This is a genomic window from Mesorhizobium sp. 113-3-3, from assembly GCF_016756495.1.
GTDB lineage: Bacteria > Pseudomonadota > Alphaproteobacteria > Rhizobiales > Rhizobiaceae > Mesorhizobium.
Genome location: NZ_AP023243.1, coordinates 1,824,660 through 1,839,655, shown reverse-complemented (window position 1 = coordinate 1,839,655; position 14,996 = coordinate 1,824,660). Strand labels below are relative to the sequence as shown.

The 14,996-nt window shown below is 63.2% G+C and carries 16 protein-coding genes; 7 read left to right on the top strand and 9 right to left on the bottom strand.

All coding sequences use genetic code 11. From position 1 onward, the window contains the following. Positions 1-165: 165 nt before the first annotated feature. On the top strand, positions 166-513 hold the full coding sequence (locus JG746_RS08925) for a GFA family protein (protein ID WP_202357799.1): 348 nt from the start codon (positions 166-168) through the stop codon (positions 511-513). 9 nt (positions 514-522) lie between these two features. Here JG746_RS08925 and JG746_RS08920 read toward each other — a convergent pair whose 3' ends face one another. Next, the gene (locus JG746_RS08920; protein WP_202357798.1) at positions 523-1,431 is read right to left on the bottom strand and encodes an SDR family oxidoreductase; all 909 of its coding nucleotides are present in this window, start codon (positions 1,429-1,431) and stop codon (positions 523-525) included. Positions 1,432-1,529: 98 nt separating this feature from the next. Here JG746_RS08920 and JG746_RS08915 point away from each other — a divergent pair, with 98 nt between their 5' ends. Beyond that, positions 1,530-2,126: a TetR/AcrR family transcriptional regulator gene (locus JG746_RS08915; protein WP_244730715.1), complete on the top strand. Its 597-nt coding sequence runs from the start codon at positions 1,530-1,532 to the stop codon at positions 2,124-2,126. Positions 2,127-2,141: 15 nt separating this feature from the next. Here JG746_RS08915 and JG746_RS08910 read toward each other — a convergent pair whose 3' ends face one another. After that, positions 2,142-3,356 (bottom strand): MFS transporter, encoded by a 1,215-nt coding sequence (locus JG746_RS08910; protein ID WP_202357796.1) that lies wholly within the window; start codon positions 3,354-3,356, stop codon positions 2,142-2,144. A 182-nt stretch (positions 3,357-3,538) separates the two neighbouring features. Between JG746_RS08910 and JG746_RS08905 the strand changes: the two genes are divergently transcribed. From JG746_RS08905 to JG746_RS08895, 3 genes are all read left to right on the top strand, one after another. Further along, on the top strand, positions 3,539-4,525 hold the full coding sequence (locus tag JG746_RS08905) for an AraC family transcriptional regulator (protein WP_202357795.1): 987 nt from the start codon (positions 3,539-3,541) through the stop codon (positions 4,523-4,525). Between the two features lie 47 nt (positions 4,526-4,572). Next, positions 4,573-5,541: an AraC family transcriptional regulator gene (locus tag JG746_RS08900; protein WP_202357794.1), complete on the top strand. Its 969-nt coding sequence runs from the start codon at positions 4,573-4,575 to the stop codon at positions 5,539-5,541. 133 nt (positions 5,542-5,674) lie between these two features. Then, complete coding sequence (locus JG746_RS08895) at positions 5,675-6,106, top strand: DUF4437 domain-containing protein (protein WP_202357793.1); 432 nt, start codon at positions 5,675-5,677, stop codon at positions 6,104-6,106. A gap of 48 nt (positions 6,107-6,154) precedes the next feature. On the opposite strand, the gene JG746_RS08890 is transcribed toward JG746_RS08895, so the two are convergent. From JG746_RS08890 to JG746_RS08860, 7 genes are all read right to left on the bottom strand, one after another. Continuing rightward, entirely contained in the window at positions 6,155-7,240 is a 1,086-nt protein-coding gene (locus JG746_RS08890; RefSeq protein WP_202357792.1) for an ABC transporter ATP-binding protein, read from the bottom strand. Further along, positions 7,240-8,343: an ABC transporter ATP-binding protein gene (locus JG746_RS08885; RefSeq protein ID WP_202357791.1), complete on the bottom strand. Its 1,104-nt coding sequence runs from the start codon at positions 8,341-8,343 to the stop codon at positions 7,240-7,242. Before JG746_RS08885 ends, JG746_RS08890 begins: the two co-directional genes overlap by 1 nt. Then, entirely contained in the window at positions 8,340-8,564 is a 225-nt protein-coding gene (locus JG746_RS08880; protein ID WP_140890314.1) for a hypothetical protein, read from the bottom strand. Before JG746_RS08880 ends, JG746_RS08885 begins: the two co-directional genes overlap by 4 nt. After that, complete coding sequence (locus tag JG746_RS08875) at positions 8,561-9,520, bottom strand: carbohydrate ABC transporter permease (protein ID WP_013892904.1); 960 nt, start codon at positions 9,518-9,520, stop codon at positions 8,561-8,563. Before JG746_RS08875 ends, JG746_RS08880 begins: the two co-directional genes overlap by 4 nt. Before the next feature lies 1 nt (position 9,521). Beyond that, positions 9,522-10,427 (bottom strand): carbohydrate ABC transporter permease, encoded by a 906-nt coding sequence (locus JG746_RS08870; protein ID WP_202357790.1) that lies wholly within the window; start codon positions 10,425-10,427, stop codon positions 9,522-9,524. Positions 10,428-10,496: 69 nt separating this feature from the next. Beyond that, complete coding sequence (locus tag JG746_RS08865; RefSeq protein WP_202357789.1) at positions 10,497-11,813, bottom strand: ABC transporter substrate-binding protein; 1,317 nt, start codon at positions 11,811-11,813, stop codon at positions 10,497-10,499. A 359-nt stretch (positions 11,814-12,172) separates the two neighbouring features. Beyond that, entirely contained in the window at positions 12,173-12,868 is a 696-nt protein-coding gene (locus JG746_RS08860) for a TetR/AcrR family transcriptional regulator (RefSeq protein ID WP_202357788.1), read from the bottom strand. 52 nt (positions 12,869-12,920) lie between these two features. Here JG746_RS08860 and JG746_RS08855 point away from each other — a divergent pair, with 52 nt between their 5' ends. Together JG746_RS08855 and JG746_RS08850 are read left to right on the top strand one after the other, a co-directional pair. Further along, positions 12,921-14,117, top strand: a complete 1,197-nt coding sequence (locus JG746_RS08855) for a Tm-1-like ATP-binding domain-containing protein (RefSeq protein ID WP_202357787.1) — start codon at positions 12,921-12,923, stop codon at positions 14,115-14,117. Positions 14,118-14,127: 10 nt separating this feature from the next. Beyond that, positions 14,128-14,994 carry a phosphoenolpyruvate hydrolase family protein gene (locus JG746_RS08850; RefSeq protein ID WP_202357786.1) on the top strand — a complete coding sequence of 289 codons (867 nt, stop codon included), beginning with the start codon at positions 14,128-14,130 and terminating at the stop codon, positions 14,992-14,994. Positions 14,995-14,996 lie beyond the last annotated feature (2 nt).

Sequence of the window (14,996 nt, the reverse complement as noted above, 5' to 3'; positions counted from 1 at the left end):
TGTCGGACTCCGCCAGGATGCAACGTCTTTAAAGCAATTCCAGGAAAAGTGTGTAGCGGTTTTCCATTCGGAATTGCGAAAAAACAATGACTTAACGCGGCCGCTTGGGCTTGCGGAGGGGATAACCCGGGCAGCGTTGCACCTGCCAGCGATAGGAAGATACTGATGCTGTACAAAGGCAGCTGCCACTGCGGCAAGGTCGCCTTCCAGTTCAAGGCGGAACTGACGGGCGCCGTGCGGTGCAATTGTTCGATCTGTTCGCGCAAGGGCGCGCTCTTGTGTGCCATCCCGCATAAAGACCTGACGGTCCTGGCCTGGGGCGATGATCTGGGAACCTATACGTTCGGCAATCACGCCATGGCGCACCGTTTCTGCCGCACCTGCGGCATCCACCCTTTCGCTGAGGACGTCCGCGAAGGCGAAGAGCGCAGCGCCTACATCAACCTCAATTGCGTCGCCGATATCGACCCGTCCACTCTGTCGATCTTCGATTTCGACGGGCGTTCAGCCTGAAGCGATTGTCTACCGGTAACCCGTTGCATCGGCGGGTTTGCCGGCGTCCTGGACCTCCGGCACATAGCGCCAGGCATCGGGCCGCGAGCCGTCGAGATCGGTAAAGCCATAGACCTGCGCCAGCCCGCCGCTGGATAGCGACTGCCCGTTCCAGCGCGAACGATCCGGATCCGCGGCCAAAGCGGCAACGGCACGGCCGACAAAGCGCGGCGTCTCCGAAATGATGAAATGCGGCACCGTGGCCGTTGCATCGCGCCAATTCTCCTCGCGCACCCCGAAGGCCTCCAGCATCATCTCCGACCGCAGCCAGCCGGGCGTCAAGGAGACCGACGTGGCCCCGTGTTTCGCAAGGTCCTTGGCGTGGGCCCAGGCCATGCGGTTAACCGCGACCTTGGCAAGGTCGTAGAAGGGCGACAGCCGGTAGTGCTCGGCATTGTATTCGGCCGTGCCGTCGGTGACTTCCACCAGCAGCCCGCCGGGCCGCTCGATCATGAGGGGCAGTGCATGGTGGGCGGTGATCAGATGGGTGTCGATGGCCAGACGCAGCATGCGCAAGCCATTGTCCAGATTGTGGTCCCAGACCGGCTTGTCCCATTCGAACAGCTTTTCACCGCCCCAGATGTCGTTGACCAGTATGTCGAGGCGGCCCTGCTCAGTGCGGATGCGCTCGACCAACCCGCGTACATCGCCGGCCACGAGGTGATCGACCTGTACGGCGATGCCCTTGCCGCCGTTCGCCGTGACCAGTTCCGCCGTCTCCTCGATTGTTTCGGGCCGCGCATATTCGGATTGCTGGGCACGCGTGCTCCGCCCGGTGACATAGACCGTCACGCCGGCGGCACCGAGTTCGACCGCTATGCCGCGTCCGGCACCGCGTGTGCCGCCGGCGACCAGGGCAACTTTTCCTTGCAAAATCATTGAACTCTCCCAAGAACGGCACCATCGATGAAACCCGAGCTGGCTTGCGCCGCTCGCATCATATATAAATGATCATTCGGTTATATCAGGATGTCAAGATGACCCGGCCCAAAACCCAATCCGACGAGCAGGTGCTGGAAGCCGCATTGCGATTGATCCACGAGCACGGCCCGGAAGCGCTCACCTTCGAGCGCCTGGCCAAAGCTTGCGGCCTCGCCGGTGCCACCCTGGTGCAGCGCTTTGGGAACAAGGCGCGGTTGAAGCAGCGCACCTTGTTGCATGCCTGGGACGGTCTCGACGACAAGACCAGCACGTTGGCGGCCGCCGTTCCCAAAACGCCAGCCGGCGCGATCGAATTGCTGGTGGCGCTGTCGCAAGGCTATGGCGGCATCGAATCCTACGCCGAGGGCCTGCTCGTCCTGCGCGAGGACCTGCGCGACCCCTTGCTCAGGGCCCGCGGTGCGGCCTGGAAGACAGCGCTGTGCAATGCACTCGCGGCTTGCTTTGCGGCAACGCCCGGCCCGCCGGATATCGGCCCGCTGATGGCGTCGCATTGGCAGGGATCGTTGCTGTGGTGGAGTTTCAATCCGACGATCGAAGTGGCTGCCTATGTCGAGGACAGTCTCAACCGCTTCGTTGCCGCCATCACAAGACAGCGGCCCGAAAACCATGACGGTTCCCGAGCCGCTGGATAGGTTGGTGATGAACCACTATTCGGCCTGCTTCGGGCCGCGCAGGAACACCACGATGGCCGCCAGCAGCGTTGCGATGCCGCAATAGGCGAAGGCGCTGGCCACGCCGGCATGGTCGACCAGCAGGCCGCCGAAGACGGCGCCCAGCGCAATCGCCACCTGGAAGGTCGCGACCATCAGTCCGCCGGCGCTTTCGGCCTGGTCAGGCGCTGCCCGCACCAGCCAGCTCTGCAGCCCGACCGGCACCGCGCCGAAGGCAAAGCCCCAGGCGGCGACGGCAGCCGCGGCGATCATCGGCGAGGCGCCAAGGATCAGCATCGAGGCGGCCGCCAGGGCGATCAGCAGGGGTGCCAGCGCCACGGCTATCTTGAGGTTGCGTTCGGCCAGGAAGCCGCCGGCGATGTTGCCGAAGAAACCGCCTATGCCATAGGCCAGCAGCACCAGCGAGATCGTCTCGATGTCGAGCACCGGCACTTTTTCGAGGAAGGGGCGCACATAGGTGAAGCCGGCAAAATGCCCCGACGCGACCAGCAGCACGACCAGCAGGGCCACACGGATCGACGGCCGCTCCAGCACCTCGAGCAAGGTGCGGAAGCTCGCGACACCCATTGGCGGCAGCTTCGGAATGGTGGCCAATTGCACCAGCAGCGCCAGGGCGCCGACGATGGTCGCGATCATGAACGCCGTGCGCCAGCCCCAGATGTCGCCGACATAGGCGCCGACCGGGGCGGCGGTGACCGTGGCCAGCGAAACGCCGGTCAGGATGATCGACATGGCGCGCGGCATCAGCCGCATCGGCACCAGCCGCAGCGCCATGGCCGCCGACATTGCCCAGAAACCGCCCAGCGCCACGCCGAGCACGACGCGGGCCAAAAGAAGCATGGGCAGCGACGCGGCAAAGGTGGCGAGAAGGTTGGACAGGATGAGGAACGAGGTCAGCATCCACATCACCAGCCTGCGGTCCATGCGCCGCGTGATGATGGCCATGGTGGGTGCGGCAATGGCACCGACGATGGCGGTTGCGGTCACCGCCTGCCCCGCGACACCTTCGGTGACGCCGAGATCGCGCGCCATCGGCGTCAGCAGGCTGGCGGGCAGGAATTCGGCGGTGACAAGACCGAAAACGCCAAGCGCCAGTGAAACCACCGCGCCCCACGCCGGTTCTGTTCGTTCATCGTTGTCTGCGGGGTTCAGAAGTGCGGCGTCGATGACATCAGTTACGGGTTCGGCCATTGTCAGTCTCCGATCTATTTGCAGCGCCACATAGGGAATGACCGCCCGAGGCTCCACCCGTTCCATGCCTTGCCGTCAGGGCTTGGCTATGGGCCGGTCTGCGATTTGTTTGCGGCGCAACATTTGGCTGCAGTGCAACATAGGGAGTGACCGCTTGGAGTTTCCATGCTAGAAAATCCATTATGCCTAACTATTCGTCCAAAATTCCGATCACGGGTGACCCGCTGACGGACATATTGCGCGGTCTGCGTCTCGATGGCGTCGAGTATGGCCGCTGCGAGATGAAAGAGCCTTGGGGCATCCAGTTTCCGGCTCAGCCAGGGGCGCGGTTTCACTTCATCGGCCGCAGGGGCTGCTGGCTGAAGCAGCCCTCCGGCGAATGGGTTGAGCTCAATGCCGGCGACGCGGTGCTCTTGCCGCGCGGCGAGGCCCATGTGCTGGCCAGCGAACCCGGTGCGAAGGCCTGGCCGATCCATGGCTATGAGCTCGAGGAAGTCTGCAAGGACGTCTATTGCACGTCGAACGCCGAGATGTGCGACAAGAATTGCCAGCCGGGAACGCTGCTGTTCTGCGCCGCGATGTACTTCAACCTCGATGGCCTGCATCCGCTGCTCGGCATGATGCCGGACGTGATGCGCTCGCATGAGCTGGAAGCCTACGAGCCGGGCATTCCGCATCTCCTAGAGGCCATGGCGCGCGAAGTGACGATGGAGCGCGTCGGCTCCGGCGGCATCCTGGCGCGGCTGGCTGACGTGCTTGCCGCCACCGTCATCCGCTCATGGGTCGAGCGTGGCTGCGGCGATTCCTCCGGCTGGATCGCCGCGGTCAGGGATCGCGACATCGGCCGCGTGCTGGCCGCAATCCATCTCGAACCCGACCATGACTGGACGGTCGAGTCGCTGGCCCGGATGATGGGTGCCTCGCGCTCGGGCTTTGCCGAGCGCTTCGCCACCATCGTCGGCGAAACGCCGGCAAGATATGTCACGCAGGTCAGAATGCATCAGGCGCGGCAATGGCTGGTCCGCGACCGGATGAAGATCTCGGTCGTTGCCGCCCGCCTCGGCTATGAATCGGACGCCGCCTTCAGCCGTGCCTTCAAGCGCGTCATCGGATCGGCGCCCAGCCATCTGCGCGCCGAGGAACAGGCCGACATCCGCCGGGCCGGGTAACGCGGCTTGGCCGTGACTGGCGGCCGATTGCACGCTAGAATCCGGGTATGGATCTCACATCATCCGAGGGTGTCTCGTCGGCTTCCGGCGGCCCGCTGACCGACATGCTGCGAGGTTTGCGGCTTGACGGCGTCGATTATGGCCGCTGCGACCTTGGCGAGCCGTGGGCGGTGTTCTTTCCGGCCCAGGAGGCGGCACGGTTCCATTTCATCGGCCGGCTCGGTTGCTGGCTGTTTTCGCCATCCCGGCAATGGCTGGAGCTGAAAGCCGGCGACGCGCTGCTGTTGCCGCGCGGCGCCGAACACATCCTTGCCAGCGCGCCTGGCATTCCTGCCGTGCCGATCGAAAGCTACAGCGTCGAGCCTTTGCAGGACAATGTCTACGCCGTCTCGAACGGCGGCCAGGGTGCGAAAACCCTGCTGTTTTGCGGTAGCATGCACTTCAATCTGGGTGGATCGCATCCCGTGCTCGCCATGATGCCGGACATGATGCGCGCCCGGGACTTGATGGCGGACGAGCCGGGCATTCCGCACCTTCTGGAAGCCATGGCCAGCGAAGTGACCGGCAATCGCGCCGGCTCGGGCGGCATGCTGGCGCGGCTGGCCGACGTATTGGCCGCAAGCATTATCCGCTCATGGGTGGAGAACGCCGGCGGCACCACCGGCTGGACAGCGGCGATCAGGGATCGCGACATCGGCCGCGTGCTGGCGGCCATTCATCGCCAGCCCGAGCGGAACTGGACCGTCGACGCCCTCGCCCGCGAAATGGGTGCCTCACGCTCGGCCTTCGCCGAACGGTTCACGGCGATCGTCGGCGAGACACCGGCGAGATATGTCGCCCGGCTGCGCATGCACCAGGCGCGACAGTGGCTGATCGAAGACCGAATGCGGGTGTCCGTGGTGGCAGCCCGGCTGGGCTACGAGTCCGAGGCTTCGTTCAGCCGGGCATTCAAGCGGATCGTCGGCATGGCTCCCAGCCATTTTCGCACCGTCGACTGCATCTCAGAGGAACGCTGAGCCGCACGGAGCTTGCCGTGCTGGATTCTGGATGAATTGCCAAGTCTTCCGGACGCGGTGTCATTGCCGGGCCGGCTGCATGCAATAGCTTGCCGTTGCCAGCGAGGAGCGGGCCGATCAAGGGAGAAAAGCCATGCCAAATCATCTGAAGGTCCTGACGCTCGCCGTCATGCTCATGGTCTGCGGCCAGGCCTTCGCCCTCGAAGACAGCTATCTGCCGGCCGACAAGATCCCCTACGTCGCCGAAGTGCCGGATCAGCCGCACCGCCTTGGACCTTTGTGGGGCGAAAGGGCCAAGGGCCCTGCAGGAACGCTGCTGAAAGTCCCAGGCAACTGGCGCGCTCCTGTTCACGCGCACACCGCCGACTATCGCGCAGTGGTCATAAAGGGGCTGTGGGCGCATTGGCAGATGCAAGGCGGCGAGGCGACCAAGGTCGAATTGCCTCCGGGATCCTACTGGACCCAGAAGGCCAATGAGATGCATGACGACGCTTGCCTGTCCGAAACGGAGTGCGTGATCTTGCTGATCAACGACACGCCCTACGAGACCTATTTCGCGAAATAGCCCGACGCTCTGGAGCGGTTCGCCGTTTCCGTGAAACGGTGAACCGCCCTAACTGGCGTGCCGCAAGCTGACACCGCTGCCCTTGTCGAACAGCACCACCTTGTCCTGGTTCCAGGCAAAGCGCACCGGCTGCTCGATGGCGACATCGGTCCTTGCCGGCACCGTGGCGCGCAGCGTCGTGTCGCCGACACGCAGCGTCAGGATCTTTTCGACGCCATGGTTCTCGACATCATGGACGCGTGCTTCGACCGGCGCGCCGCTCTCGAGATAAACGTCTTCGGGACGGATGCCGAAGACGAGCGGGCGACCGTCGGTCGCGCCACTCGCCTTGGCTCCCCCAGAAAAAGGCAGTTCGAAATTCAGCGGCGCCATCACCGCGCGGCCGTCCACCAGCTTGCCGTCGATGAGGTTCATCGGCGGCGAGCCGACGAAGCTCGCCACATAGGTGTCGCGCGGATTGTTGTAGATCTCGTGCGGCGTGCCGGTCTGCACGATGCGGCCGTGGTTCAAGACGCCGACCTTGTCGCCCATCGACATCGCCTCGATCTGGTCGTGGGTGACGAACAGGAAGGTGGCGCCGAGCTGTATCTGCAGGTTCTTCAGTTCCGTGCGCAGCGCCTCGCGCAGCTTGGCGTCGAGCGCCGACAGCGGCTCGTCCATCAGGAACACGCGTGGCTTGCGCACGATCGCCCGGCCGATCGAGACGCGCTGCATCTCGCCGCCTGAGAGGCGGTCGGTCTTGCGGTCGAGCAGATGCTCGATGCGCAGCGTACGTGCGGCGCGGTCGACGCGATCCTTGATCTCTGCATCGGGCAGCCTGCGGATCTTCGGCTTCAGCGGGAATTCGAGATTTTCGCGCACCGTGTAGCGCGGATAGAGCGAGTACTGCTGCAGCACCAGCGCCACGTCGCGCTCGGCCGCGCCCCAGTCGGCGACATCGACGCCGTCGATCAGGACCTGGCCTTCACTGGGTTTCTCGAGACCGGCGATCAGCCGCAGCGTCGTCGTCTTGCCGGCGCCCGTCTCGCCCAGGAGCACGAAGAACTCGCCATCGGCGATGTCGAGATCGAGCCCGGTCAATGCAGTGTGGTTGCCGAAACTCTTGGAGATGTTCTTGAGCTGGATATGGGCCATCAGAGCCTCACCTCAAGCGACTTGCCGCTTGCCTTGTCGAAGAAATGCGCCTGGGTGGGATCGATCCGGGCAAAGACCTTCTCGCCGGGACCCGAGATGAAGCCGCTCTTGGTGCGAGCCCGCAGCATCTTGGAGCCGACTTTCAGGTCGACGATGTCGAAGGAGCCCAGCGGTTCGACGATCTGCGTCTCGACAGCCATGAACCCCTCCGCCGCCTCACGGCGAATGAGCACGCCTTCCGGCCGGATACCGAGCGCCAGCTGGCCGCCGGCATGACCGTTGAGTTTCGACAGCAGCGCGCGCGGAAACTCGAAGCCGGTGGTCGCGTCGCCGACGGTCACCGATGCGGACGAGGCTTTCTCGGCCACCGCCGCGTCGGCGACATTCATCACCGGGCTGCCGACGAATTGCGCCACGAACAGATTGGCCGGGCGCGAATAGACCTCGTCCGGTGAGCCGACCTGCTGCAGCACGCCTTCATGCATGATGACGATGCGGTCCGCTAGGCTCATCGCCTCGATCTGGTCGTGCGTGACATAGATGGTGGTCGAGCCTTGCTTGATATGCAACCGCTTGATCTCGGCGCGCATCTCCTCGCGCAGCTTGGCATCGAGCGCGCCGATCGGCTCGTCCATCAGCATCGCCTTTGGCCGCCGCACCAGCGCCCGGCCGATGGCGACGCGCTGCATGTCGCCGCCCGACAGCGCCGACGGCTTCTTGCCGAGCAGATCCGTTATCTGCAGCGTCTTGGCGACCGAGCGCACCTCGCTGTCGATCTCCGCCTTGCTCTTGCGCGTGGCGCGCAAGGGGAAGGCGATGTTCTCGTAGACGCTCATATGCGGGTAGAGCGAGAACGACTGGAACACCATGGCAATGTCGCGGTCGGCCGCCTTCAGATGCTGGACCGGTTTGCCGTCGATGAGGATGTCGCCCTCGTCGATCGTTTCCAGCCCGGCGATCGCGCGCAACGTCGTCGTCTTGCCGCAGCCTGACTGGCCGAGCAGCACGATGAACTCATTGTCCGATATTTTGAGGTTGAGGTCCTTGATGACCTGGACGGCGCCGAAGAATTTCTGGACGCCGCGAAGCTCGATCTGGGTCAATGCTGTGCTCCCGGATTCCGCGCGGCATGGCCGGTGCCGGCCTCCTCCTCAGGCGCGATCTTCGAGGTGATGTTGAAGCCGATCAGCCCGATCAGGATGATGGTCAGGCCATATGTGTGCAGCACCATGTTCCAGGGCTGGCAGAGCGCCACGATGCCGAGCACCATGAGCACTTGCGAACCGGGCTCCAGATATTTCTGATTGATGGCACGAAAGCTCATTTGCGGATCGCTCCGAAGGACATGCCGCGCAACAGATGATTGCGGAGCAGGAAGGTGAAGATCGCGACCGGCAGCAGGAACAGGAAGGTTCCGGCGGCGATCACCGTCCAGTCGGGCAGGCCGGAACCGACCTGGCTGGGGATGAAGGGCGGCGCTGTCTGGGCGCGGCGATTGGTCATGATCAGCGCGAAGGCATATTCGTTCCACGCGGTGATGAAGCAGAACACGGCGGTGGCGGCGATGCCGGTGGCGGCCTCCGGCAGCACGATCTTGAAGAAGGCTTCCATGCGCGTATAGCCGTCGACGAGCGCCGCTTCCTCATACTCCTTCGGGATTTCGTCCATGAAACCCTTCATCAGCCACACCGAGAAGGACAGGTTGAAGGCGGTGTAGAGGATGATCAGGCCGACATGGGTGTCGTTGAGGCCGACAGCGCGGTACATCAGGAACATCGGGATCGCCACCACCACCGGCGGCAGCATGCGCGTCGACAGGATGAAGAAGAGAAGGTCCGCCTCCCCCTTCACCTTGAAGCGCGAGAAGCCATAGGCGGTGAACGTGCCCATGCCGACCGCCAGCACCGTCGAGGTGATGGCGATGATCAGCGAGTTCAGGAAGCGGCTCGGATAGCCCGACCACTGCACCTGGCCTTTGCCATCGCGCACGATCTTCTCGCCGCCGTCGAAAACGACGCGCTCCCACCACGGCGCCGCCGCGTATTCTTCCGGCGTCGGCGGGCTGCGCAATTGCGAGCGCTTGGTGAACAACTTCACGAAAGGTGAAATTTCCGGCTGGAAGACGACCGTCGGCGGGATGGTGGTGGCCAGATTGCGCGGCTTGAACGCCGTCGAGGCGATCCAGTAGATCGGGGCGAGGAAGATGATGGTCACCAACAGCACGGCGACGATGGCGACGCGGTTGAAGCCGATTTCGGAAGAAGTGCGGACGGCGGCCATCTCAGCGCTCCTTCACCTTGTTGAGATATTTGACGTAGATGTTGGTGATCGCCAGCACCATGATCAGCACGATATAGGCCATCGCGCAGGACCGCCCGGTCTGCCATTCCTGGAACGCCATCTTGTAGAGCCGGATCGAAATCAGCTCGGCCGTCGGCTGGCTGGTCAGGATGTAGGCGAGGTCGAAGGTCTTGAACGCTTCCATGGTGCGGAAGATGACCGCGATCATCAGGATCGGCGCCACCAGCGGCAGCGTGATGCGGAAGAAGGTGTAGAACGGTCCGGCGCGGTCGATCGCGGCGGCCTCGTAGAGATGTTTCGGCACCGCCGAGAGACCGGCCAGCGACAACAGCATGACGAAGGGCGACCACATCCAGATGTCGGTCAGCGCGACGGCGTAGCGCGCCATCTTGGGATCGGCCAGCCACTCGAAATTGCCGAGCCCGAGCGCATAGTTGATGACGCCCCAGGACGGGTCGTAGAGCAGCTTCCAGAACAAGCCGACGACAGCCATCGACAGCATCATCGGCAGCAGCAGGAGCGTGGTGATAAGGCCCTTGAGCGGAATGTCCCGGTTGAGCAGCATCGCCACGCCGAAGCCGACAAGCAGCTGGCCGGCGACGGAGATGATGACGTATTTCGCGGTGATGGCGAAATTGGACCAGACATAGGGATCGTTGAGCAGGTCGCGATAGTTCTGCAGCCCGACGAAATTCGCCGGCGCGTTGGTCGAGGCGCGGAAGTCGGTGAAGGAATAGCCAAGCGAATAGATCAGCGGAAAGATGTTGAAGACGATCAGGAACAGGACCGTCGGAATAATGAAAAGGTTGCGGATCGAAATGTCGCTCAGGCCGCGCGCGGCCGCCCGCGAGGACCTCTCCAGTGTTGTGATCATCGTGGTCGCCAAGACCCCTGCTCCCGTTTGCAGAAAAAGAAACGGAGGAGGCACAAACGCCCCCTCCGTGATGCATGGTTGTTACTGAACGCGGCCGTACTTCTTGAACGTCGCGTTCCAGTCGGCGGCCAGAGCGTCCAGCGTCTGCTTGGCGGTGCCTTCGCCGCCGATCATGTAGGGATAGACGCGCTGGTTGAGCTGCTGCAGCAGTTCGGCGTATTCCGGCACGGCCCAGAAATCCTTAACCTTGAACATGGTCTCATAGAAGGCCTTGTTGTAAGGCGTGGCGCTCTGGAATTCCGGCGATTTGAGCACCGCCGCGCTGCAGGTATAGCCACCAAGCGCCGCCCACTTCTTCTGGGTCTCGTCCTTGATGAACCATTCAAGGAACTTCATCGCCTCTTCCTGCTTCTTCGAGTAAGAGATGACGGAAATGCCCTGACCGCCGAGAGCGGCGAACTGGTCGCCGTTCGGGCCCGGAGGGTTGGCGAAGAAGCCGGTGTTCTTGGCGTTCGGGTTCGACGCCTCGTTGATCAGCGAGGGGAAGAACGCGAAGAAGTTCATGCTCATCGCCGCCAGGTTTTCGGTGATCGCCTGGTTGTCCTCGACGAAGAACGATTTGGCCCAGCCCGGAGGCGTGAACTTGTAAAGTTCCTTGTAGGCGTCGAGCGCGGCGATAGCCTTGTCGGAATTTATGTGGCCATCGACCTTGTAGGTCGAATAGTCACCCAGTTCGCCGCCATAGGAGAACAGCGCGTTCTCGAAGCCCATCGCCATGGCGTCATAGGAATTGTCGGTGTAGATGGCGATGCCGTAGCGCTTCTGGTCCGGCCGATAGAAGAACTCGGCGATGTCGCGCAGCGCCTTGAAATCCTTCGGCACGTCGAGGTCGTAGCCATACTTGGCCTTGAACGCTTCCTTCTCCTTGGGATCCTCGAACCAGTCCTTGCGGTAGGACCAGCCGACAGCGTCGCCTTCGAGCGGTATGGCCCAGTACTTGCCGCTGTTGCCGGGATACTCGGCGTAGTATTTCACCGTCGCCGGCGCCATGACATTGCCGAGGTCGTGCTTCTTGAAGAAGTCCGTCAGGTCGACATAGTGACCACCGGTCGAGCCGGCACCCAGCCACTGCGAGTCGCCAACGACCAGGTCATAGGCGTCGCCATGGGCGTTGAACTCGGTGAAGGCCTTCGTCTGGAAGTCGGACCAGGGCGTGGTCTCGACCGTGATCTTGACGCCGGTTTCCTTCTCGTACTCGTTGCCGAGCTCCTGAAGGTAATTGGCCGGATCCCATTCCGCCCAGAAGATGGTGAGTGACTTTTCCTGCGCGTAAACGGACGTTCCGCAGGCAAGCGTTAAGCCGATACCAGCAAGCACGCTGGTCACTAACTTGCGCATAATGATTTCCTCCCTTGTGCGCATTCTACCCTGTCATACGAGCCGGCAAAGGGGCCGGCTCCGGTAGTTCCTCCCGTGATCGCACCTTTCCGGTTTCGGGCCTCCTCGCCCTGCCGGAAAATGGATCGCAGCCCTCACTTTTGATCCACTTTTCTTTTCTAATCTGGTATTACCAATTCTGCACCGACGTCAAGCCCTTTCTTGGGAAGCGAGCCTGGCCATTTCGCCGGAAATCAAGCTTTATCTGCCTGTTTTCCAATGTTTTTCCTATTCAATGATACGCGTAGGCGTTGCACTCTCCCCCGCGTCAGAGATATTATTGGTAGTCGGCATGCAAATCTGGTCGAACCAGATAGGTCCTACTCAACGACCAGCCCTGAACCGTCGCCACCTCCTTCATCGATCGATTCCGCCACCGCCGCGCGCACCAGGGCGCTAGCCGCCCATTGCGCCACAGACCGCGTCCTGCGGCTGTCCAGGCCCCATATATCCTTGAGCACGATCAGCACCTCGACGCCGAAGATCAGCGACAGCGCCTGCGCCAGGCGCTTGAAATCGCGCGGCGGCAAATGGCCCTTGAGCGGCGCGATCGCTTCCTGCAGCAGATCGATGCGATGACCGCGCGTGAAGGCAGGCTCGCCCCCCAACGTGCCGGCCTGGCGTTGCGCCCACTGATCGAGCGACAGCTTCAGCGCCGCCTTGAACGTCGCCTCAAACGCCTCGATGCGCGGCATGGCCGTGTCGAACAGCTCCGCGACCCGGCGCTCGGCATCCGCCGAGGTCGATTGCCAGGTCAGGATCGGTCCGAGCCCTTCGTCGACGACAGCCTGCACCAATGCCGCCTGGCTGGGGAAATAGCGATAGGCGGTGGCACGCGAAACCTCCGCGGCTTCCGCCACCTCGCTGACCGACGGCGTGCCCCCCGCCTGCATTAGCCGCGTCGCCGTCTCCAGCATCAGCCGTTTCGTGCGCGCCCGCGGCCCGCGCTCGGCGGCCTGGCCGCTTCCATGCTCGGCGTCGCCGCTTGCAGTGGATCGTTGACGTGAGACATCCATGTCAATATGATACGCGCGTCTCAAAAATTTGCAATAACCTTGGAAGGCGCCAATGAAGCGCATCTATGTTGTGGGCACCGCTGACACCAAGGGCGAGGAGCTCGCCTTCCTGGCCGATGCCATTGCCGCCAACGGCGCCGCCGTTTGCCGCGTCGATGTCGGAACGCGCGACGCAACGGTGCCGGTCGACATTGCGGCGAAGGAGATTGCCGGCCACCATCCTCGCGGCCACGCGGCCGTGCTCGGCGGCGATGATCGTGGCGCCGCGGTAGCCGCCATGGGCGTCGCCTTCAGCCGCTTCGTCCAGTCGCGAAAAGACATCGCCGCCATGATCGGCATTGGCGGCGGCGGCGGCACCTCGATCATCACATCGGGCATGCGCGTCTTGCCGCTCGGCCTGCCGAAAATCATGGTCTCGACGCTCGCCTCGGGCGACACGTCGCCTTATGTCGATGTTTCCGACATCATCATGATGCCGTCAGTGACCGACATGGCCGGGCTGAATCGGCTCTCCCGGGTCGTCCTGCACAACGCCGCCCAGGCCATATCGGGCATGGCGGCAAGGCCGGCGCCGCCGCCCGACGGCAGGCCGTCGATCGGGCTGACCATGTTCGGAGTCACCACGCCTTGCGTGACCGCCATCGCCGACCAGCTTCGCACCGCATATGATTGCATGGTCTTCCACGCCACCGGCACTGGCGGGCGCAGCATGGAAAAGCTGGCCGACAGCGGCTTGCTGTCCGGTGTCATCGACATCACCACGACCGAGGTCTGCGACCTCCTGTTCGGCGGCGTGCTGCCGGCAACGCAAGATCGCTTCGGCGCGATCGCCCGCAGCAGGTTGCCCTATGTCGGCTCGGTCGGCGCGCTCGACATGGTCAATTTCTGGGCGCCCTCGACCATACCGGAACAATATCGAGAAAGACTGTTCTACGAGCACAATCCCAACGTCACTCTGATGCGCACCACCGCCGACGAATGCCGCCAGATCGGCGAATGGATCGGCGCCAGGCTCGCGCTCTGCGAGGGGCCGGTGCATTTTCTCATTCCCGAAAAGGGCGTCTCGGCGCTCGACATCGAAGGTGGCGCCTTCTTCGATCCGCAGGCCGACGCCGTCCTGTTCGAAGCCATCGAGCAGACCATCAAGCCGAATGCGACGCGCCGAGTCACACGCCTGCCGCTGCACATCAACGACCCCGAATTCGCCAAAGCGGCAACCGCCGCCTTCCTTGACATCGCCAGACAGTGAGATCCCAGACATGCCCGCAATACCGCGCAAGGACATACTGAAGAAATTCCGGGGAATGATCGACAAGGGCGTGCCGATCGTCGGCGGTGGCGCCGGCACCGGCCTGTCGGCCAAAGCCGAGGAAGCCGGTGGCATCGACCTGATCATCATCTACAATTCCGGCCGCTACCGCATGGCCGGGCGCGGCTCGGCCGCCGGCCTGCTCGCCTATGGCAATGCCAACGAGATCGTCAAGGAAATGGCCTATGAGGTGCTGCCGGTGGTCAGGCACACGCCGGTGCTTGCCGGCGTCAACGGCACCGACCCCTTCGTCATCATGCCGCTGCTTCTGGCCGAGCTGAAGACGATGGGCTTTTCCGGCGTGCAGAATTTTCCGACCATCGGCCTGTTCGACGGCAGCATGCGGCAGAGTTTCGAGGAGACCGGCATGGGCTTCGGGCTCGAGGTCGACATGATCGCCGAAGCGCACAAACTCGATCTGCTCACCACCCCCTATGTCTTCAATCCCGACGAGGCCCGCGCCATGACCAAGGCCGGCGCCGACATCGTCGTCGCCCATATGGGCGTGACGACCGGCGGCTCGATCGGCGCCACCTCGGCCAAGTCGCTCGACGACTGCGTGGTCGCGATCGACGCCATCGCCGATGCCGCCCGCTCGGTGCGCAAGGACGTCATCCTGCTTTGCCATGGCGGCCCGATCTCCATGCCGGACGACGCCCGCTACATCCTCGACCGCTGCAAAGGCCTGCATGGTTTCTATGGTGCAAGCTCGATGGAACGGCTGCCGGCGGAAGCCGCGATCGCCAGGCAGACAGCCGATTTCAAGGCGGTGACGCTCGGCGGTGAGAAGACCAAGCCAAAGCAAAAGAAGGGATGAGA

Coding starts and splice junctions, on each gene's coding strand:
- JG746_RS08925 (WP_202357799.1), top strand. CDS start 166: ATGCTGTACAAAGGCAGCTGCCACTGCGGCAAGGTCGCCTTCCAGTTC.
- JG746_RS08920 (WP_202357798.1), bottom strand. CDS start 1,431: ATGATTTTGCAAGGAAAAGTTGCCCTGGTCGCCGGCGGCACACGCGGT.
- JG746_RS08915 (WP_244730715.1), top strand. CDS start 1,530: ATGACCCGGCCCAAAACCCAATCCGACGAGCAGGTGCTGGAAGCCGCA.
- JG746_RS08910 (WP_202357796.1), bottom strand. CDS start 3,356: ATGGCCGAACCCGTAACTGATGTCATCGACGCCGCACTTCTGAACCCC.
- JG746_RS08905 (WP_202357795.1), top strand. CDS start 3,539: ATGCCTAACTATTCGTCCAAAATTCCGATCACGGGTGACCCGCTGACG.
- JG746_RS08900 (WP_202357794.1), top strand. CDS start 4,573: ATGGATCTCACATCATCCGAGGGTGTCTCGTCGGCTTCCGGCGGCCCG.
- JG746_RS08895 (WP_202357793.1), top strand. CDS start 5,675: ATGCCAAATCATCTGAAGGTCCTGACGCTCGCCGTCATGCTCATGGTC.
- JG746_RS08890 (WP_202357792.1), bottom strand. CDS start 7,240: ATGGCCCATATCCAGCTCAAGAACATCTCCAAGAGTTTCGGCAACCAC.
- JG746_RS08880 (WP_140890314.1), bottom strand. CDS start 8,564: ATGAGCTTTCGTGCCATCAATCAGAAATATCTGGAGCCCGGTTCGCAA.
- JG746_RS08875 (WP_013892904.1), bottom strand. CDS start 9,520: ATGGCCGCCGTCCGCACTTCTTCCGAAATCGGCTTCAACCGCGTCGCC.
- JG746_RS08865 (WP_202357789.1), bottom strand. CDS start 11,813: ATGCGCAAGTTAGTGACCAGCGTGCTTGCTGGTATCGGCTTAACGCTT.
- JG746_RS08860 (WP_202357788.1), bottom strand. CDS start 12,868: ATGGATGTCTCACGTCAACGATCCACTGCAAGCGGCGACGCCGAGCAT.
- JG746_RS08855 (WP_202357787.1), top strand. CDS start 12,921: ATGAAGCGCATCTATGTTGTGGGCACCGCTGACACCAAGGGCGAGGAG.
- JG746_RS08850 (WP_202357786.1), top strand. CDS start 14,128: ATGCCCGCAATACCGCGCAAGGACATACTGAAGAAATTCCGGGGAATG.